Raw genomic sequence first — 20,065 nt, 5'->3', positions numbered from 1 at the left:
GCGCCTAACCCTTCCAGTGCAGCGCGAAGATGAGGGTGAAGAGCCGGCGAGCGGTGTCGAAGTCCACCTCGATCTTGCCCGCGAGGCGCTCGCGCAGGAGTTCCGCAGCCTCGTCGTGCAGGCCGCGGCGACCCATGTCGATGGCCTCGATCTGTGCCGGCGAAGCGGTGCGGATGGCAGCGTAATAGCTCTCGCAGACGAGTTCGTAGTCCTTGATGACGCGGCGGAACGGTGTCAGCGAGAGGAAATGGGTCACGACCGGCTCGGCGCCGCTGTTGCGGACGTCGAGTGTCAGCTTCTTCTCGACCAGCGCCACATGCAGCGCATAAGGCCCGCCGTCATGCCCCGGCACCGCGAAATAATTGCGCTCCAGGATGTCCCAGATGGCGATGGCACGTTCGTGCTCCTGATCCGGATTGCCGCGGCCGAGCGAGCCCTCGTCGAGCGTGACGGCAGTCAGCGTGCAACGCTTCGTCGGCTCGGCTGCCTTCAAGGGCTCCTCCACTCCTTACCGGTTGAGCCTGACCGCGACCGAGCGGGCATGCGCGTCGAGCCCCTCGGCCTCGCCGAGCACGATCGCCGCCGGCGCGAGCGCCCTGAGGCCCTCCGGGCCGCAGCGCAGGATCGAGGTGCGCTTCATGAAGTCGAGCACGCCGAGTCCGGACGAGAAGCGGGCCGAGCGAGCCGTGGGCAGGACGTGGTTGGAGCCGCCGACATAATCGCCGATGGCCTCCGGCGTGTGGCCGCCGAGAAAGATGGCGCCGGCATTGCGCACCCCGGCCGCCAGGTGATCGGCATCCTCGGCCATGATCTCGAGATGCTCCGGGGCGAAGCGGTCGACGATGGGGAGCGCCTCGGCGAGGCGCTCGACGACGATCACGGCGCCGAAGTCGCGCCAGCTCGCCCCGGCGATATCGGCCCGCGGCAAGGTCTTTAGCTGATCTTCCACCGCCCGCTCGACCGCATCGGCGAGGGCGGCATCGTCGGTGATCAGCACCGACTGGGCGGCGGTGTCGTGCTCCGCCTGCGCGAGCAGATCGGCCGCGATCCAGGCCGGATTGGCGGAACCGTCTGCCAGCACCAGCACCTCGGAGGGCCCCGCGATCATGTCGATGCCGACCGTGCCGAAGACGCGGCGCTTGGCGGCCGCCACATAGGCATTGCCCGGCCCGACGATCTTGGCGACGGGCGCGATGGTCGCCGTGCCGAGGGCGAGCGCCGCCACGGCCTGCGCGCCGCCAATGCGGTAGACCTCGTCGACGCCGGCAAGATGCGCGGCCGCGAGCACGAGCGGATTGAGCTCGCCGCGCGGTGCCGGCACCGCCATGACGATGCGCGGCACACCGGCGACCTTGGCCGGCACCGCGTTCATCAACACGGAGGAGGGATAGCTCGCCGTGCCGCCGGGCACGTAGAGCCCGACCGCCTCGACGGCCGTCCAGCGCCAGCCGAGGGTGACGCCGAGATCATCCGTGAAGGTGAGGTCCTCCGGGCGCTGGCGCCGATGGAATGCCTCGATGCGGGTCTTGGCCGTCTCGAGCGCCGCGAGGGTCCTGGCATCGCACCGGGCAAGCGCCTCCTCGATCTGCGACGACGCGACGCGCAACATCCCGGGCGTCAGCGCAAGCCCGTCGAAGCGGCGCGTATAGTCGATGACAGCGGCATCGCCCCGGGCGGCCACATCGGCGATGATGGCGCGCACGGCCTCGTCGACATCCTGCGACACCTCCCGCTTCATCGCGAGCAGGCGCGCAAGGGCCTCCTCGAAATCGGGCGCGCGACTGTCGATCCTCAACGCCATCGTCAGGCCTGCCTTTCATCGTTCTCGTCAAGGGGATGGTGGGGGCGGCCGATCGCCTCCCAGGCCGGACCGAGGTCCATCAGTTGCGCCTCGATGCACTCGACATCAAGCGCGATGGCCCCACCCCCGGAGAAATGCAGCGTCACGGTGCCGCCCGGTGCGTCACGCTCATCGAAGGTGACGGCCAGAAGGCTGAGCACGGCATCCGAGTCCCGCGGCGCGACGGCCCGGGTGCGGGCGGCCATCACCCGCTCGAAATGCAATGCCGACAGGCGCCGACGCGGAGGCTCACCCGGCATCGTCTGCCAGTCGTAGCGCCGCAACTCCAGGGCAAAGCGCCGCTCGCGCGGCAGATAGACGAGATCGCGTGCGCGCACGACAGCATCCTGCACATGGGCTGAGAGGACCGCGAGGTCCTGCCCATCGAGCGCAACGAGCTTCAACGGCTCCATCTCCAACGGCTCCACGACCCACCGCTTGCCTCGGCTGCATCCGGTCCCCTGTTGTTATCGGTGCCGCATGCCGCTGACAACCGATCTGCCGGCGAAGCCCGAAAGACAGGCAACCGGGGAAACCATTCGCCTTCATGAAGCGTTCAGCTTCCATCGTGCTATCTGATGATCACGCGCCGAGGCACAGGCGGCCGAAGGCCGCGGGCGGCGCCTGGATGAGACGATGATGACGAGGATCGTTCTGATTGCACTCGCTGCCGTCGCAGCGCTGATGCTGATCACCCCTCCGCCGGCCTCGGCCCAGCCCTATGGCTGGGGCCCGCCGCGCTACGAGGATGACTATGACGACTGGCGCCCGCGCCGCCCGCCGCCGCGCCGCTGGCGCGACGACGACGACTGGGACCGAGGCGGCTGGGGGCGCCCCCGCCCGCGCGGCGAGCGCTACGGCAGCGTTTGCGTCACATCGCGCGGAAACTGCAACGCCGGCTTCCGCGCGCCGCGCAATACGCCCTGCCGCTGCTTCATCCCCGGTTTCGGCGAAAAGCGTGGCGCCATCGGCTATTGAGGGCGCCATGCCTGACGGTACCCGAGGAGACCCGGCCCCGTGCCGGGTCTTCGCCTTTCAACCCGAGAGGCGCTCGATCTCAGCCCCGCACCGGCCGAGCTTTTTCTCCAGCGCCTCGAAGCCGCGATCCAGGTGATAGACGCGGTTCACCATCGTCTCGCCTTCCGCAGCAAGCGCCGCGATGACGAGCGAAACCGAGGCGCGCAGGTCCGTCGCCATCACAGGGGCACCCTTCAGCCGCGCGACGCCGTCAACATAAGCCGTGTCGCCGTCGAGGCGAATTCGGGCGCCGAGGCGGGCCAGTTCCTGCACGTGCATGAAGCGATTCTCGAAGATCGTCTCGCGGATGCGGCTCGTGCCCTTGCCGCGCGTCATCAGCGCCATGAGCTGGGCCTGCAGGTCCGTCGGAAAGCCAGGGAACGGCTCCGTCGTGACATTCACCGCCTCGATGCCGACCCCGTTGCGACGCACGCGCACACCCGCGTTGGTGGACGAGATGTCGATCCCAGCGCCTGACAGCACGTCGAGGGCCGCCTGCAGCAGCTCCGGCCGCGCACCCTCAAGCAGCACGTCGCCACCCGTTATGGCGACGGCCATGGCATAGGTGCCGGTCTCGATTCGGTCCGGCAGGACGTTGTGCTCGGCGCCGCCGAGGCGCGCCACCCCCTCGACGATGATGCGCGAGGTGCCGGCGCCGCTGATACGCGCGCCCATCTTGACGAGGCAATCGGCAAGGTCGACCACCTCCGGCTCGCGCGCGGCATTGTCGATGACGCTGGTGCCGCGGGCGAGGCTGGCGGCCATGAGGGCGACATGGGTGCCGCCGACCGTCACCTTCGGAAAGGCGAACTCGGCCCCCCGGAGTCCCTTCGGCGCCCGCGTGACCGCATAGCCGCCGTCGATCTCGACCTCGGCGCCCAGCTTCTCCAGCGCCATGAGCAGGAGATCGACCGGCCTGGTGCCGATGGCGCAGCCGCCGGGCAGGGACACGCGGGCCTCGCCCATGCGGGCCAGAAGCGGCGCGATGACCCAGAAGCTCGCTCTCATCTTCGAGACGAGTTCGTAGGGTGCGCAGGTGTCGATGATATCGCGGGCACGCAAGCGTATGGACTGGCCGGTCTCGCTCGTCTGGCCCGGGCGCTTGCCGGCAATGCCGTGATCAACGCCATGGTTGGACAGGATGCGCAACAGCAGCGACACGTCCGCAAGGCGCGGCACGTTGTGCAGCTCGAGCGTCTCGTCGGTCAGGAGACTTGCGATCATCAGCGGCAGGGCCGCGTTCTTGGCGCCGGAAATGGGAATGACGCCATCGAGCTTGTGGCCGCCAACGATGCGAATGCGATCCATGTGTCGTTCCTTGATTGACCGGAGCCAGTAGCGGAGACGCCGGCGATCAGTCCTTCGGGTCGGGGCCGGCGCCCGGCGCGGCTTCCCTGGTGCCGTGCGCCGCCTCGCCGCGCGGTTCCGCCGCGCGCTCGCGCATCTGCCGCTTGCGCCGCTTCAGATTCTCCCGCAGCGCTGCGGCCAGGCGCTCCTTCCTGTCGGGAGGCGGTGCGTGCGACATGTTCGTCGAAGACCCGGGTTCCTCGAAGCTGATCGATAGCGGGCATCGGCCTCGAGGACAAGCGCCGGCTTCCCCTCCTGCCTGCAGGCGACGTTGCAGGGACCGTCCCAAACCTGCGGTGCGCCGCCGCACTGCGGCGATGCGGCCCATTGTGCAGCCGGACGCACTATGGAACGAGAGCAATATAAACGAACATGCGACGAGAACCGCTTGCCCCGGCGCGGTTCCGGTTGTTCACTGGACCAGTTCCAAACTTGGTCTGCCGCCACGGCGGCAGACGGATGCGATCATGGATTACGACAGCTATTTCGACGAAGCGCTCGGCCTTCTGCACAAGGAGCGCCGCTATCGCGTCTTCATCACCATCGAGCGCGACGCGGAGCGGTTTCCGCGGGCCGTCTGGCACAGCGACGAGGGGCCGCGGGACGTCGTGGTGTGGTGCACCAACGACTATCTCGGCATGGGTCGCCATCCGCAGGTGATCGACGCCATGGTCACGACGGCGCAGCGCATGGGCGCCGGCGCCGGCGGCACGCGCAACATCGCCGGCAACAGCGCCCCGATCGTCGGCCTCGAGCGCGCCCTCGCCGAACTGCACCGCAAGGATGCGGCGCTCGTCTTCACCTCGGGCTATGTCTCCAACGAGACCGGCATCGCCACCATCGCCAAGCTGCTGCCGGACTGTCTCATCCTCTCGGATGCGCAGAACCACAATTCCATGATCGAGGGCGTGCGTCGCTCCGGCGCCGAGAAGGTCATCTTCCGCCACAACGACCTCGAGCATCTCGAGGACCTGCTGCGCCAGGCGGGCAAGACCCGGCCCAAGCTCATCGTCTTCGAGAGCGTCTATTCGATGGACGGGGACGTCTCCCCGATCCACGCCATCTGCGATCTCGCCGAGCGCTACGGCGCCATGACCTATATCGACGAGGTACATGCGGCAGGCCTCTACGGCGCGCGCGGCGCGGGCTATGCCGAGGAGGTGGACGCCCTCCACCGCCTCGACGTGATCGAGGCCACGCTCGCCAAGGGCTTCGGCTGCGTCGGCGGCTATATCGCGGCGCGGCGCAACATCATCGACGCGGTGCGCTCGCACGCCCACGGCTTCATCTTCACGACGGCCCTGCCGCCGGCCGTGGCCGCGGCAGCGACCGCCTCGGTGCGGCACCTGATGGAGAGCGGCGAGGAGCGCCAGCGCCACCGCCGGCAGGTCGCCCTGACCAAGGGCGCGCTCGTGGCTGCCGGCCTCCCGGTCAAGCCCGGCCCGACGCATATCGTGCCGGTGATGGTTGGCGACCCTGAGCGCGCCAAGCAGGCGAGCGACATGCTGCTCGCCGAGCACAGCATCTATGTGCAGCCCATCAACTATCCGACCGTGGCCCGCGGCACCGAGCGCCTGCGCATCACGCCCACGCCCTTCCACGACGCGGCCATGATCGAGCATCTCACCGATTCGCTCGTCGCCGTGTGGAAGGCGCTGAAGCTGCCCTTCGTCGACCGCGCAGCGGCCGCCTGAGACCGGCCGCGAGCGACCATCCACAGGCTGTCGGCCCGGACGAAAATGCCGCGCCGACGGCGCTTGCGCCGACGCCCCCCTTGTGGCAGTGTCCGCGCGCTTTGGCCCCCTCGGGGCCCTGCTGCCGTAGCTCAGTGGTAGAGCACTCCCTTGGTAAGGGAGAGGTCGCGAGTTCAATCCTCGCCGGCAGCACCAGCTAGCATGATGCCGCCCCTTCGCTTCGGAAACGTCCTTCGGGCCAGACTTCAGGCGTTGCCGATCAGGACGCCAGCGGCGAAGACGAGGCTGCCGCCGAGCACGACCTGGAAGGCCGCGCGCAGGAACGGGGTCTCCATGTAGCGGTTCTGAATGAAGGCGATGGCCCACAGCTCGACGAAGACCACGGCCACGGCGATCATCGTCGCCGTCCAGAACGATGGAATGAGATAGGGCAAGGCATGGCCGAGCCCGCCGATGGCGGTCATGATGCCTGACGCGAGCCCGCGCTTGACGGGTGAGCCGCGACCCGAGAGCTTGCCGTCGTCGTGAGCCGCCTCGGTGAAGCCCATGGAGATGCCGGCGCCGACAGAGGCCGACAGGCCGACGAGGAAGGTCTGCCAGGTGTCCTGAGTGGCGAAGGCGGCGGCGAAGATCGGCGCCAGCGTCGAGACGGAGCCATCCATCAGCCCGGCAAGGCCCGGCTGGACAAAGGTCAGGATGAACTGGCGGCGCTCGCTCTGCCGCTCCTCCTCCTGCACGCTTTCGGGCGCGTGGGTGAGGCCGAGCCGCCTGGCGAGGCTTTCGTGAACCTGCTCCGCCGCCGCCAGATCACCCAGCAGCTTGCGGGTCGAGGCGTCTCCGGCGCGCTTGGCCGCCTCCACATAGAAGCGATGGGCCTGCGCCTCCATCTCCTCCGCCTGCTGGCGCACCTTGTCGATGCCGAGGGGGCGCACCAGCCAGTCCGGCTTGCGCTCGTAATAGCCCCTCACATGCTCGCGGCGCAGCAGCGGGATGTGATCGCCGAACCGGGCCCGGTAGAGATCGATGAGCGCCTGCCGGTGCCGGTCCTCTTCCCGCGCCATCTCCTCGAAAACCCTGGCCGACTGGGGAAAGGCCTCACGCAGACCGTCCGCATAGGCAAGATAGATGCGCCCGTCGTCCTCCTCCGAGGAGATGGCGAGCGCCAGGATTTCCTGTTCGGAAAGCGAATCGAAGGAGCGGCGCCCGAAGCCGAAAACCCTGGAAAGCATCGATGACCGGCCCTAAGATTGGAATATTTCCAATCTATGGCCGGCTGCGACGCAAGGCAACGGACCAAGTCATGTCGGCAGGGCAACGGACGTCGCGAGAGGGTCGCTGTCACGGGCGCTGGACATGGAAAGGCTGCAGGCGTGGACGTTGGCTTGCGTCATTTCCAGCCCTCGCCCCCGGACGCCTCGGCGGGGGCGGCCCCTCGCGATCTCCCTATTGGCCATGGCCAGTTCGAAGGCTCATCGTATTCGATCTATATTTTCTGATTCAATCCCCACTACGTACTCGCAACGGATAATGATAATATTAATATAATTTAACAAATATAAGAAATTGGCACGATATGCATGCAAGACGCGCGCGCGTCCGATTCCCTTGTCAATCCCCGCCGCATAAATTCAGAACCAGCGATCCGGGCTACCACGACAACCGACAGCCCGCAGCCATCGCAGGCTAACGGGGCCGATCATCAAGCAATCCTATTCGTCTTACGGTCGATCTATTTCAAACTTTACGGGAGAACTGACATGGCCATGGATGGGGATGATTTCCTCGAGGGCGCCGTAGAACAGGCTGAACAAGAGCACGATCCAGGAGGTGGCGGTGTTCCAGCGGGGTCAGGCAACGCAGATGCCGTCTCGCAGCCCGACGATCTCTTCCTTTTGCAGGCCTCGGTCCCCGGTATCGAACTCGACGGTGACGAGGATGGCAATCTCCTCGTCGGCACCGGAGGCGACGACACTCTGCGCGGCCACGGCGGCAACGACGCGCTCAATGGTGGAGACGGCAATGATCTGCTGCTCGGCGGAGAGGGTGACGACACGCTCGATGGCGGCAGCGGCGACGATACGCTCGACGGCGGCGAAGGATTCAACCAGCTGACCGGCGGCGCCGGGAACGATACCTTTGTCTTCAATCCGCTCGCCGGGTCGATGGATATCCGGGATATTTCCTATGAAGAAGGGAATTATGACCGGGTTGATATTCATGCCCCCGTTCTGAGCTATAATCATCTCAAGGCGCTTTCCGTTAACTATTGGGACCCAACAGGATGGACATCGACCAGCGTATATATCGGCGGCGGATTTAGCTTCTATCATAAATACTTCGAACATATTGCTCCCGAAGTTTTCGGGTTCTCATCGGAAGGGCGCCCCGACGCAACTTTCCTGCAAGGCACGGCTGGCGACGAGACACTGAACGGCGGCAGCGGCGATGACGTGCTCGTAGGCCATCACGGCACCGACACGCTCGTGGGGGGCGCTGGGCGGGATGTGTTCCTCAACCGCGGCGGCCACGTCGTCGTCGAGGATTTCACGGCCGAGGATTATCTCGACCTGCGTTACTGGGGATACTCCACCTTCGATGCGTTGATGGCGATCGCCACCGAGCAGAACGGCGACGTACTCTTCACCATCAATGCGAATACGTCGGTGCTCGTGAAGAACTTCACGAAAGCCCAGTTCACGCCAGAGATGCTGCTCGTCAATGTCGCCGGCCCGGGTACGGGAAGCGCCGGAGACGACTCCATGACCGGCGGCACTGGCGATGACACCATCGACGGCGGCGACGGCAATGACAGCATCGACGGTGGCGGTGGTCACGATACGCTCTGGGGCGGGGCCGGCAACGACACGCTCAACGGCGGCGACTTCAACGACAGCCTCGACGGCGGCGATGGCGACGACAGCCTTTCCGGCGACCAGGGCAACGACACGCTCTCCGGAGGCCAGGGCAACGACACCCTCACCGGCGGGACGGGCAACGACCGTTTCGTCTATCTCGACGGCGCCGACACCATCACCGATTTCTCGCGCGTGGCCGGCAACCGCGACGTCATCGATCTCTCGGCAACCGGCCTCACCACCTTCGCCGACATCATGGCCACGGCCCAGCAGGTGGGCAACGACGTCGTCTTCACCTTCGGCGCGGGGCAGAGCCTGACAGTCAGGAACACCACCCTCGACGCCTTCGGATCGGGGGACTTCGGCCTTGCCAATCCCGTCATCGGCACCCCCGACGACGACATCCTCGTCGGCACGCCCGATGAGGACTACATGAGCGGTGGGGCCGGCAACGACACCATCCTCGGCCACGACAGCAACGACACCATCTTCGGCAGCATCGGTAATGAGATCATCTATGGCGGCGGGGGCAACGACGTCATCTCCTCCGAGGAGGACGACGATGCGGTCTACGGCGAAGCCGGCAACGACACCATCCATGGCGGCGCCGGCAACGACACGCTCGACGGCGGCATCGGCGACGACTGGCTCGACGGCGGAGATGGCGACGACAGCCTCATCGGCGGAGCCGGCAGGGATTCCCTCCTCGGCGGCGACGGCAACGACTACATCGCAGCCGGCGATGGCGATGACCTTGTCTTCGGCCAGGCGGGCAACGACACCCTGCTGGGCGAGGCCGGCAACGACGTGATGGACGGCCATGAAGGCGATGACGTCCTCGCCGGCGGGGGCGGCAACGACGAGCTCTACGGAGGTGCTGGCAACGACACGCTCGAGGGCGGCGAAGGCGATGACACACTGATCGGTGGCACGGGAGACGACATGCTCGCCGGCGGAGCGGGCGACGATTGGCTGTTCGGCCAAGCCGGGCACGATACCTTCGTCTTTCGGCCGGACGAGGGTCTCAGCCGGATCATGGACTTCAACGTGGGCGGCGAGATCGACTATGTGAGCCTGCAAGGATTCGGCTTCACGAGTGTGGCCGAAGCTGCCTCCTTCTTCGCCGACACGGACGGCGGGGTCTATTTCGATCACAACGGCACGCAGATCGCCATCTTCGGCATCGATAAGGCAACGCTCGAGAGCAGCCTCCTCGTCGCCTGATCTGCGAGACAGGACGACAGCGATGCGGCCGGCGGCAATGCCGCCGGCCGCATCGCGCCGTCTGCAGCATCGGCTTCGCGCTTCGTGCCCGACGAAGCAGGCGGACGGCCGACGCCTTCAGGCAAGGTTCACCTGCTAGGCGTGATGATCAACCGCCACTTCCCAAGCGGAATGCTGGGGCGGTGAGACGACCGCGATCAGGGGGGATCGCACCATGAGACGAGAAGCGCACATCGATCAATCACCTCCTGTCGCCAGACGGCGACGAGGGACACGTGCCGGCGCGCGCGGACAAGAGCGACCGCTCAAGGCCCGGGCAAGCGCCTGCCGGTCATGAACAGGACGGAATGGTCGGCACGGCCCGGCCTGACGCTCGACCGTCGGCCCCTAGGATTTTCGGCGGTCACACCACCTTTCGTACGGCTCGCCTCCGCGCAGCGGCAAACGGGCGCCGGAATCCTCCAGTCGCGACGGATGACCACGGCTCCGGGCGAACAGCGCCGGCGTTCGACGTAGGAAGGAGTGCAGCTCTTGCGCGAACCACCCATCCCGCCAGCCGTCATGGCCGAGGGCTTCGTCACCGCAGCCCTGCTGGAGACGGTCGAGGCCCTCGCCCATGCCCTGAGAGCCCAGGGCGGCGACCCTTCGCGGCTGCTCGACCTGATCGAGGCGCGCTTCGACGAGGCCCATTACCGGGCCGGGCAGCAGGCCCGCAGCTACCAACTTGACCGGGCAGCGGAAGCCTCGACCATCACCCGGCGGCGCATCCGCGAGATCTTCAGCGATCTGCGCGAGAAGCTGGGCGCCCTGCCCGTCAACTGAGCAGCCGCAGCGGCATATGGTGCCATGGCGGCGATTGGCCCAGAGTGTCGCGAGCGAAGACGGCCGGAGCGCCCGCAATGCCTTTCACCGACGTGATCTATCGGTTCTCCAACAACATCCTCGTCGTTATTTTCGTCAGCGCGGCCGTCACCGCATCGGTTCTGCTGCCGCTGATCGGCACGCGCCTCCTGAGGCAGGAGCAAGCGACGGCCAGGGCGGGTTTCGCGCTCGACGCCTTCAAGCTCATCGGGCCGGTCATCGCCATCTTCACAGCCTTCACGCTGCTGCAAGCGATCAACCGCTACCGCGAGGCCGAGACACTCGTATTGCGGGAAGCCACCGAGATCACGCAACTCGACCGTGCGCTGCGCCGGCTCGGCCCGGACGCGGCGCCGCTTCGCGATGCGCTTGCTGCCTATGGCCAGTCCGTCGTCGCGCAGGAATGGCCGGCGCTCAAGAAAGGACAGGAAAGCGCGGCGACGCAGACACTCTTCAACACTCTCATCGAGAGCATTCATGCCGTGCACCAGCGGATGGACATCGAGGCCACCACACGCGAGGCGGTCGATGACGCGGCGGACGAACTCGTGGACATCCGGGCCCTGCGCCTCAATGCCGCCACGACAGGGTTGCCGGCCATCTTCTGGCATGTCCTCGGCAGCCTCATCGTGCTGCTGGCCGCCGAAGCGCTCCTTTTCCGCTTCGACTGGAACCTCGTGGTGCCCAAGGCCGGCTATGCGGCGGCGATCGCCCTGCTCATCGCCCTACTCGTCATACTCGACTACCCCTTCCGGGGCGAGCAAAGTGTGGGGGCCGAGCCAATCACGCGGGCCCTGACGCATATCGCGCGGTACTGACGCCTTCAGGCCGCGCGGGGCAAGCCGGCGATCCGGCTGAGATCGGCGACGGCACCGGGCGCGGCCGCCATCACGGGCGCACCGCGCGTCAGCCCCTCGCCGACCGCCGGGAACGGCAGCAGCGCCCCGCCCGCCTCGGCGACGAGGCAATAGCCGGCAAGGCAATCCCAGGCGTGCATGTAGGGCTCGTAATAGCCGACGAGACGTCCCGCCGCGACATAAGCCAGCATGAGCGCGCCCGAGCCGTTGCGGATGAAGTTGCCGCCCATGCCGAGCAGGCGCTCCACGATGCCGGCGAATTCGGCCGGCGCGACGTGGTGGTTGGCGCCGAGGCCCACGACGCCATCACGCAGGGAACGCCCGGACGACACGTGCATGGGCGCCTCGTTGAGCGTCGCGCCCTGCCCCTTGCCGGCCGCGTAAAGCTCGTCCACGCAGGGTGCGTAGATGACGCCGACCACCGGTTCTTCGCCGGCGAGCACGGCGATCGACACGCACCAGCTGGGCATGCCGTTGACGAAGGGGCTGGTGCCGTCGATGGGGTCGAGCACCCAGGTGAAGCCGGACGTGCCCTCGGTGAGGCCGTATTCCTCCCCGAGCACGCCGTCACCGGGATGAGCCTCGGCGATGCGAGCGCGCAGCATCTCCTCGACCCGCCGGTCAGCGATGGAAACGACATCCTGCGGGTTGGCCTTGGCCTCGACGACCAGGGTCTCGCGCGCATTGAAATAGGCTAGTGCCACGGCCCCCGCATCGCGGGCGAGCGTGCGGGCGAGCGCCAGGCGCGCCTCGACGTCTGCGGCATCGACTGTCATGCATGTCCTCGTTGTCTCGTGAAGGGCGCGTAGCACCTTCACGCGGTGATGATGGCGACCCCACGGTTGTGAAGCCCGATCGCGACCGGCGTCGTCGCGGCAAGGCTCCGCTCCACGTCAGGATCGACGACATAGAGCGTTCCGACTTCCGTCTCCACCTCATATTCGACGTGGTCGCCGAGATAGGCCGCATGGCGCACGAGGCCCTTGAGCCCGCCGTCATCTGCCGGGGCGAGGCGGATGGCATTGGGCCGGATGGCGAGCTTGGCCGGTCCCGGCTGGGCCGCGCGGCCTGGCACGCGATGCTCGAGGGAGCCGAGCCGCACCACCGCCTCGGCTCCCTGAACGCCGACGACCTCGCAAGGCACGACGTTCGCCTCGCCCATGAAGTCGGCGATGAAGGAGGAGGCGGGCGATTCGTAGAGCGCCCGCGGCGGCCCCTCCTGCGCGATGCGGCCCTCGACCATGACGACGATGCGGTCGGAGACGGCGAGCGCCTCCTCCTGGTCGTGCGTCACATAGACTGCCGTGAAGCCGAGGCGCTGCTGCAACTCGCGGATCTCGGTGCGCACGCGCCGGCGCAGGCGCGCATCGAGGTTCGACAAGGGCTCGTCGAGCAGCAGCACCTGCGGCTCCAGCACGAGAGCGCGTGCCACCGCGACGCGCTGCTGCTGCCCGCCGGAGAGCTCGGCCGGCAGACGAGCACCGAAGCCGGCGAGGCCGACGAGGGCGAGCCCTGCCTCGGCCTTTTCGCGCGCCTCCGCCTTCCGAAGACCCGAGGATTCGAGTCCGTAGGCGACGTTCTCGAGGACCGTCATATGCGGGAAGAGCGCATAGGACTGGAAGACCATGGACACGTCGCGTTCATTCGCCGGCAGCATGGTCACGTCCTTGCCGCCGATAAGGATGCGTCCGTCGGTCGGGTGCTCGAGCCCGGCGAGCATGCGCAATGTCGTCGTCTTGCCGCAGCCCGAGGGGCCGAGCAGCGTGACGAGCGTACCCGGCTCGATCGTCAGCGACAGGTCGTGGATCGCGGTGAAGGAGCCGAAGGTCTTGCGAACGTGCTCGAAGACGACCGAGCCGGTCTTCAACCCGTTCATGCGATTTTCTCCTTGATTGTCTCGGCGGACATCGGCCGGGCCACAGCCGGGGCGGCGATGCGCGTCTCGCGTCGCAGGCGCCGCTCGCCGACGGCGAGCTGGAAGCCGGCGATGACGACGAGCATGACCACGATCAGCATGGAGGAATAGGCGATGGCGACGCCGTATTCCCCATTCTCGACGAGGCCTACGATATAGGCGGTGGCCATATTGTATTTGGCGCTGACGAGGAAGACGACGGCGCTGATGGAGGTGATCGCCCGTACGAAGGAATAGACGAGCGCCGCGACGATCGCCGGCCGCAACAGCGGCAACACCACGTGGCGGATGGTGCGCCAGCTCGAGGCGCGCAGCGTGAGCGAGGCCTCGTCGAGGCTTGCGTCGATCTGCGTCATGGCCGCGACGCCGCCGCGCACGCCCACCGGCATGTTACGGAAGACGAAGCAGGCGATGAGGATGAGCGCCGTGCCCGTCATCTCCAGCGGCGGCAGGTTGAAGGCCATGATGTAGCTGATGCCGATGACCGTGCCGGGGATGGCGAAGCTCATCATGAGCGCGAATTCGAAGACGTTGCGGCCGACGAAGCGCTGGCGGACGATGAGATAGGCCGTCATGAGGCCGACCGCGGCCGTCAGGGGCGCCGCAACGAGCGCGATCATCATCGTCGTCCAGAACGAATCCCAGGCGACGCCCGTCCATGCGATGGAGCCGTCGCGGAAGGCGAAGGAGAAGGCGCGCTCGAAATGGGCGAAGGTCAGCGAATTGTCGAGGCCCCAGGTGTTCACGAAGCCGCCGACGAGAATCATGCCGTAGACGACGAGGGTGAATGCCGTCCAGGGAATGACGAGCGCGTTGACGCCGATGGCGAGCGGCCGCGGCAGCGCCGGATGCACGCCGCCGTCGCCCTTGCCCGTGACGGTCGCGAAGTTCCTGCCCGTGAGCCACAGCCGCTGTGCGAGAAAGGCCGACAGCGTGAAGCAGAGCAGGATGATGGCGAGCACGGCCGCCCGGGATGGATCGGTCTGCGCGCCGACGACAGCGAAGAAGATCTCGGTGGACAGCACGCCGTGGCTGCCGCCGAGCACCAGCGGATTGCCGAAATCGGCCATGCTCTCGATGAAGCCGATGAGGAAGGCATTGGCGAGGCCCGGCTTCATGAGCGGCAGCGAAACGCGCCAGAAGGTGCGCCAGCGGTCGGCGCGCAGGGTCTGCGACGCCTCCTCCATGGAGGGGCTGACGCCTTCGACGACGCCGATGAGAACAAGGAACGAGATCGGCGTGAAGGAGAGCATCTGGGCGATCCAGATGCCGGTGAGCCCGTAGAGCCAGCGCCCCGGCTCGACGCCGAAAAGGTCGGAGAGGAAGGTCGTCACCACGCCGGCGCGGCCGAAGAGCAGGATGAGCGCGAGGCCGATGACGAAGGGCGGCGTGATGATCGGCAACACCGTCAGCAGTCGCAGGCCCTTCTTGAAGGGAAAGCGCGTGCGTGTGGCGACGAGTGCGAAGGCGAGGCCGAGAACGGTCGAGCCGGTGGCCGTCATCAGCGCCAGCCACAGCGTGCGCCAGGCGACACCGCAACGCCCTCCCCCAATGACACAATCGAGACTCCAGATCGCCGGGTCCTGCATGTTGCGCACGAAGCCCGAGGGCTCGAAGGAACCGTCGAAGTCCTGCACCGAGCCGACGAACATGCTCAGCACCGGATAGAATACGAAAACGGCGACAAGGGCGACGAGAAGAGCGATCGCAGCGATGACGAAGAAATCGCCCTTCATCACACCCTGCTCGGCGAGCCCCGCCGAGAACAGGAACAGGAAGGCGAGCCCCGCGAGGACCGCACCGGCGCCCATGGCCGGTTGGCCGATGGCGAGCGGCCCGAACAGCGCCTCGCCGATGTTCCAGCTCCAGCCGCCGAAGGTGATTGCGAAGCCCTGCAGGACGAGGAAGCCCATGCCGGCCGCGCCGAGAGCGACGAGCAGGCGTCCGCGCGACACGGCCGGAGCGGCGAAGCGGACCGCGGCCGCGGCAAGGAGCAGCGCGGCGACGACGGCGAGCCACCAGCGGCCCTGCGCCGCCATCTGCACCAGGGCCGGCGCCTCCTCAGCGCCGAAGGGGAACTGCGCCGGCCAGCGAAAGGCGTAGAACCCCTCGTCGATCCTGTACCAGGGCAAGAGCACGAACCCGGCAAGGCCGAGGCCGAGCGCCATGTCCAGTCTGCGGTTGCGATGCTCCATGAGAGGTTCCGTACTGGAGAGGTTCCGTCGGGGCATGCACCGGCCATCGCAGGCAGGAGCAAGGCCTCCCCTCTCCCCGCCTGCGGGGAAAGGGTGAGGGTAAGGGGAACTGTTTCCGCAGATACGAGGGTTCAGGCTTGGGTCAACCCCGGCCCCTCATCCCCGGCCCTCTCCCCGTCAACGGGGAGAGGGAGTCTTCCCTTTCCTCCGCAACTGGCACGGCAGGCGTGCCTCGCCTTCAGTTGGCCAGCGTGCCAATCTCGCGGTCCCAGCGCTGCAGCAGGGCCTTGCGCTTCTCCGGATCGCCGTAGGTCTTGAAGTCGTAGTCGATCAGCCGGACATCCTCGAACTTCGGCGCTTCGGGCGGCACCTCGGCCTTCTTGTTGGACGGCAGTTGGAAGGACTTGGCCTCCTTCATCTGCGACTGCACCTCCGGCGACAGCACCCAGTCGTACCACTTCTTGGCATTGTCGAGGTTGCGCGCGCCCTTGACGATCGACATGGAGCCGATCTCGTAACCCGTGCCCTCGCAGGGGGCGACCACCTTCACGGGGAAGCCCTCGACCGCCTGCGCCACGGCATCATGCATGAAGACGATGCCGACCGTCGTCTCGCCGCGCGCCGCGGCCTTCACCGGCGCCGAGCCGGACTTGGTGTATTGCGAGACGTTGGCGTTGAGCTTCTTGAGGTAATCGAAGGCCTTGTCCTCGCCCATGATCTGCACGAGCGTGGCGAGCGCCGTGTAGGCCGTGCCGGAGGAGTTGGGATTGGCCACCTGGATCTCGCCCTTGAAGCCGGGATCGAGGAGGTCGGCCCAGCACTGGGGCTCCTTCAGGCCCTTCTTCGCCAGAATGTCGGCGTTGTAGCCCCAGCCCAGCGCACCGGCATAGACGCCGACAGTACGGTAGTCGGCGCTCTCGGCCTGCCTGACGGCCCAGGTCTGCAGTTCGGCAAGGCGCGGCGACTTGTATTCGAGCGTCAACCCCTCGGACGCGGCCTGAAGGTGCGGGTCGCCCGTACCGGCCCACCAGACGTCCGTCTTCGGGTTGCGTGCCTCGGCGCGGACCTTGGCATAGGCCTCGCCGGAGGACATGCGCACCATGTTGACGTCGATGCCCGTCTCCTTCTCGAAGCGGTTCTCGAGCAGCTCGCAGATGACGACGTCGGCCGAGCAGATGAGATTGAGCGAGCCTTGGGCGAGCGCCGCTGCAGGCGTGAACTGGACGGCAGCGGCCACAGCCGCGACGGCGACGAAACCGGAACGCATGTCTTCCTCCCCCTTGCGCGCCGCTGTTATCGCGGCATCTCTATTTGCAACCGTGTGCAAGGGTTCCATGCAGCCATGCCCGCTGTCAAGAAACAAGGCTGCAAACCCGCCGACAAATTTCCCTGCGACATGGTTGCACGCTGTTGCACGGCGGTGCATACGAAAGGCGTTCCCTGACGACGGCCGCAGGACTGCCATGCCATCGCCCCGAAAGTTCGTCAGTGCCCGTGAGGTGGCCGAACGTGCCGGCGTGTCGCGCTCCGCCGTGTCGCGCGCTTTCACACCCGGGGCGAGCGTCTCCGAGGATACGCGCCGCCGCGTCCTGGACGCGGCCAATGAGCTCGGTTACCACGTCAACCATCTCGCCCGAGGGCTATCGCTCAAGGAGAGCGGCATCGTCTGCCTTGTCGGCTCGGAACTGGGCACGCCCTACCGGGCAAGCCTTGTGAAGGCCATGACCCAGGCGGCGCAGGATGCCGGCAAGGTGGCCATGGTCATCAACACCGACCGCTCGGATGCGAGCGTCGGCGCCGCCCTGAGGCAGGCCCTGCACTATCGCGCCGATGCCTCGATCATCTTGTCGGGCCTGCCCGACAAGTCGATCACGCGCCTGTGCCTCGAGAACGGCCAGCGCATCGTGCTGATCAACCGCGATGACGATCAGGAAGGGCCACTGCGCATCAACCTCCAGGATGACGAGGCGGCGCGGCGCGCGCTCATCGCCTTCCTGCGCGCCGGCTGCCGGCGCCTCGCCTTCGCCAATTCCGAGGCGGGCACCCCGAGCCTGATGGCGCGCGAGCGCGGCTTCCTCGCGGCGGCCGGCACCATCGGCCTGACGGTCACCGTGGAGCGTTTCGGCCCGAGCATCTACGATAGCGGACGCGAACTGGCGCGACGCCTCCTCACTGCTCCTGAAAGGCCCGACGCCGTTTTCTGCGCGACAGACCTCATCGCCTGCGGTTTCCTCGACACGGCGCGGCACGAATTCGGACTCGCCGTGCCGGAGGACCTGTGCGTCACCGGCTTCGACGACATCGAGCAGGCGGGCTGGTCCTCCTACAGCCTGACGACCTTCGCCCAGCCGGTGTCCGACATCGCTCGCGAAGCCTTCGCATGGCTAAGGCTGACGCCGGAGGAGGCAACACGGCGACCCGCAGCCGTGGCGCTCGAGGCCCGCATGGTCTGGCGCCGGACAGTACGGGGCAGTGCACCGGCGCCGTCACCTGCTGCGCGCTCCGCTGCGGAAAGCTGAAGGCGCTTTGAGCGCCCGGCCAGCGGATCCGTCCGCGCCGCAGCTGCATGAATGGCTCAATGCGCCTTCCCAGCGGCGGATGGAAGCCTCTCCCAGCGGCCGGAGCGCTGGTGCGGCTGCCAGGACGAAACCCGCCCCGGCGATGACCAGCGAGCGCGCTCGGGGCCAGGCGCGTGCGGACTCTCCCGGCGATCCGGCATCAGCTGCGGCGCCACCCCTTCGTCAGCATCCACCGCGGCTGCCCGATTGTAGGCATGGCCGAAGAGCTGGACAGGCATCAGGTTCCCATTGCCGTCGCGGGATAGGGGCGGGCTGGAGGGACGATCGTTCAGATAACGCACGAGATGCTCGACCCGGTCTGCATAATTCGCCGCCCGCGTTGCCTGCAGTTCGGCGGGCCCGTTCAAATAGGCCTTCAGATCCTGCGAGCGATTGTAGCCGAACTGTGCAATGCGCCCGAAACCCGTGCCGCCGCTGCGGTAGGCGACATCCTGGGCGGACATCGGCGCAATCACGTCTGCGACGAGAGGCGGCAGATGCTCCTTCGCCCCTCTTGCAAGGGTGCGCGCCACATCGTCCAGCTTCCAGCCACGCTTCAGGAGGGAGGCGAGTTGCCGCCCTCCGGGCGTCGCCATCATGGCGAGGTCGATGCCCAGCTCGGTGGCGAAGCCCTTGAGGTCGCCCTCCGTGAGCGCTTCCACCGCGCCGATGAAGGGAGCGAGATTGTTGACCATACCGCCGAGAACGCCAACGATGATCTCCGCCGGACTCGCCTCGCGAAGCGGCTCGCGGAACGTCTCCACATAAGCATTCAGAATATTCGCCAGCGCCGAATCGATGTCTTTCAGTTCGAAGACCTTTTCCGGGATCTTCCCGGGCTGGGCAAGGTCACCGCTGATCGACAGGAATTTCAGGCTTTCCCGAGCCGGATGGCCGACCATGATGCTGTCCGCGGCATCCGGGCCGTTCATGCCGTCCCGGCTCAACCGGCGCAGCGCCCCGGTCGAGAAGCTGAACGTATATCGCTTGTAGGCATGCTGTCGCTCCGCCTCTTCGATCGCATCGATCTCGCCGCCGACCTTCAGCCCGGGGGCCGGATTGTGTCTGGGCTTTACATAGAACTCGAGCCCCGAAACCTGCCCGTCCCAGGGCCCGCCAACCACCTTGCGGTAGGTGGCCGCGAGTTGAAGACGCCTCTCTCCGATATCCGCCTTTCCGGCGAAGGCGTTCTTGACGGGATCGCCATCCGGCAGCTGCTGCAGCGAATCCCGGTACAGCGTCATCACGGCCTCGACCGTCCGACGCTTCACATCATCGAAATCCCTGTCGAAAAGCTGGTTCACCTTCCCGATCTTGCTGCGAGGATCAAGCAGCCCCTTGCCCTCGAGAATATTCAGGAACATCATGACGGGACTGTATTTCCACACCTTGGCGAAGTAATCCTCGATAAGCTCACCAGCCCCCCAGGTTTTCGGATGTTCGTAGCCGTTCTCCACCGAGACCTGCGATCTCGGCTTGAGCCTTGCATCGGAACTGCCAAGGGTGCGCGCAGCATCCCGCGCGGCGGAAGCCGAAGGCGGCGCATTGCGATCGAACAGAATACTCGCCGGATTCTTCGGAAGCGGCTGAACGTATCTCTCTAGATGCCCATTCCGATAACTGACCGGGAGCGACATATCCCACCTCTTACTGCAATAAATATAGAAACAATCGACTTTTCAAAAGAAACCGCCATTATACA

Annotated in this window: 17 protein-coding genes and 1 tRNA gene; 7 read left to right on the top strand and 11 right to left on the bottom strand. The window is 66.6% G+C overall.

Translation table 11 applies throughout. The features are described from left to right. Positions 1-4: 4 nt before the first annotated feature. The 3 genes from P2T65_RS18960 to P2T65_RS18950 are packed head-to-tail and all read right to left on the bottom strand — an operon-like array spanning position 5 to position 2,253. Complete coding sequence (locus P2T65_RS18960) at positions 5-493, bottom strand: UPF0262 family protein (RefSeq protein ID WP_055460350.1); 489 nt, start codon at positions 491-493, stop codon at positions 5-7. 15 nt (positions 494-508) lie between these two features. After that, entirely contained in the window at positions 509-1,801 is a 1,293-nt protein-coding gene (gene hisD / locus P2T65_RS18955) for a histidinol dehydrogenase (RefSeq protein WP_276200482.1), read from the bottom strand. A 2-nt stretch (positions 1,802-1,803) separates the two neighbouring features. Continuing rightward, entirely contained in the window at positions 1,804-2,253 is a 450-nt protein-coding gene (locus P2T65_RS18950; protein WP_071923299.1) for a DUF2948 family protein, read from the bottom strand. A gap of 271 nt (positions 2,254-2,524) precedes the next feature. On the opposite strand from P2T65_RS18950, the gene P2T65_RS18945 reads away from it, so the two are divergent. Continuing rightward, positions 2,525-2,818 (top strand): hypothetical protein, encoded by a 294-nt coding sequence (locus P2T65_RS18945; protein ID WP_245280595.1) that lies wholly within the window; start codon positions 2,525-2,527, stop codon positions 2,816-2,818. A gap of 57 nt (positions 2,819-2,875) precedes the next feature. Here P2T65_RS18945 and murA read toward each other — a convergent pair whose 3' ends face one another. Further along, on the bottom strand, positions 2,876-4,165 hold the full coding sequence (gene murA, locus P2T65_RS18940) for a UDP-N-acetylglucosamine 1-carboxyvinyltransferase (protein WP_055460346.1): 1,290 nt from the start codon (positions 4,163-4,165) through the stop codon (positions 2,876-2,878). Positions 4,166-4,211: 46 nt separating this feature from the next. Continuing rightward, the gene (locus P2T65_RS18935; protein ID WP_157672347.1) at positions 4,212-4,382 is read right to left on the bottom strand and encodes a hypothetical protein; all 171 of its coding nucleotides are present in this window, start codon (positions 4,380-4,382) and stop codon (positions 4,212-4,214) included. Positions 4,383-4,671: 289 nt separating this feature from the next. On the opposite strand from P2T65_RS18935, the gene hemA reads away from it, so the two are divergent. Both hemA and P2T65_RS18925 read left to right on the top strand, forming a co-directional pair. Continuing rightward, positions 4,672-5,898, top strand: a complete 1,227-nt coding sequence (hemA, locus tag P2T65_RS18930; RefSeq protein WP_055460345.1) for a 5-aminolevulinate synthase — start codon at positions 4,672-4,674, stop codon at positions 5,896-5,898. 120 nt (positions 5,899-6,018) lie between these two features. Further along, positions 6,019-6,093, top strand: a tRNA-Thr gene (locus tag P2T65_RS18925). A 50-nt stretch (positions 6,094-6,143) separates the two neighbouring features. On the opposite strand, the gene mbfA is transcribed toward P2T65_RS18925, so the two are convergent. Further along, positions 6,144-7,127, bottom strand: coding sequence for an iron exporter MbfA (gene mbfA / locus P2T65_RS18920; protein WP_055460344.1), 984 nt, complete (start codon positions 7,125-7,127; stop codon positions 6,144-6,146). Between the two features lie 528 nt (positions 7,128-7,655). Between mbfA and P2T65_RS18915 the strand changes: the two genes are divergently transcribed. The 3 genes from P2T65_RS18915 to P2T65_RS18905 all read left to right on the top strand — a co-directional run bounded on the left by P2T65_RS18915 (position 7,656) and on the right by P2T65_RS18905 (position 11,656). Then, positions 7,656-9,977 carry a hypothetical protein gene (locus tag P2T65_RS18915; protein WP_276200481.1) on the top strand — a complete coding sequence of 774 codons (2,322 nt, stop codon included), beginning with the start codon at positions 7,656-7,658 and terminating at the stop codon, positions 9,975-9,977. A 531-nt stretch (positions 9,978-10,508) separates the two neighbouring features. Continuing rightward, complete coding sequence (locus tag P2T65_RS18910; RefSeq protein WP_141659703.1) at positions 10,509-10,799, top strand: hypothetical protein; 291 nt, start codon at positions 10,509-10,511, stop codon at positions 10,797-10,799. A gap of 77 nt (positions 10,800-10,876) precedes the next feature. Beyond that, entirely contained in the window at positions 10,877-11,656 is a 780-nt protein-coding gene (locus P2T65_RS18905) for a DUF4239 domain-containing protein (protein WP_055460340.1), read from the top strand. 5 nt (positions 11,657-11,661) lie between these two features. Here the strand turns inward: P2T65_RS18905 and P2T65_RS18900 are convergent, their stop codons facing one another. The 4 genes from P2T65_RS18900 to P2T65_RS18885 form a co-directional block, all read right to left on the bottom strand. Then, on the bottom strand, positions 11,662-12,471 hold the full coding sequence (locus P2T65_RS18900; RefSeq protein WP_055460339.1) for an inositol monophosphatase: 810 nt from the start codon (positions 12,469-12,471) through the stop codon (positions 11,662-11,664). A gap of 38 nt (positions 12,472-12,509) precedes the next feature. Continuing rightward, the gene (locus P2T65_RS18895; protein WP_055460338.1) at positions 12,510-13,571 is read right to left on the bottom strand and encodes an ABC transporter ATP-binding protein; all 1,062 of its coding nucleotides are present in this window, start codon (positions 13,569-13,571) and stop codon (positions 12,510-12,512) included. Then, a complete protein-coding gene (locus P2T65_RS18890; RefSeq protein WP_055460337.1) occupies positions 13,568-15,805 on the bottom strand; it encodes an iron ABC transporter permease in 2,238 nt (745 codons plus the stop codon). The genes P2T65_RS18895 and P2T65_RS18890 overlap by 4 nt, the downstream gene beginning before the upstream one ends. A gap of 238 nt (positions 15,806-16,043) precedes the next feature. Continuing rightward, positions 16,044-17,072 (bottom strand): ABC transporter substrate-binding protein, encoded by a 1,029-nt coding sequence (locus P2T65_RS18885; protein ID WP_055460336.1) that lies wholly within the window; start codon positions 17,070-17,072, stop codon positions 16,044-16,046. A 196-nt stretch (positions 17,073-17,268) separates the two neighbouring features. On the opposite strand from P2T65_RS18885, the gene P2T65_RS18880 reads away from it, so the two are divergent. Continuing rightward, positions 17,269-18,324, top strand: coding sequence for a substrate-binding domain-containing protein (locus P2T65_RS18880; RefSeq protein WP_055460335.1), 1,056 nt, complete (start codon positions 17,269-17,271; stop codon positions 18,322-18,324). 56 nt (positions 18,325-18,380) lie between these two features. On the opposite strand, the gene P2T65_RS18875 is transcribed toward P2T65_RS18880, so the two are convergent. After that, a complete protein-coding gene (locus P2T65_RS18875; protein WP_276200480.1) occupies positions 18,381-20,000 on the bottom strand; it encodes a hypothetical protein in 1,620 nt (539 codons plus the stop codon). Positions 20,001-20,065 lie beyond the last annotated feature (65 nt).

This window comes from Chelatococcus sp. XZ-Ab1 (genome assembly GCF_029309855.1).
Lineage (GTDB): Bacteria > Pseudomonadota > Alphaproteobacteria > Rhizobiales > Beijerinckiaceae > Chelatococcus_A > Chelatococcus_A sambhunathii.
Note: the sequence above shows the minus strand (reverse complement) of the source record. Positions and strands in the feature narration are given on the sequence as shown.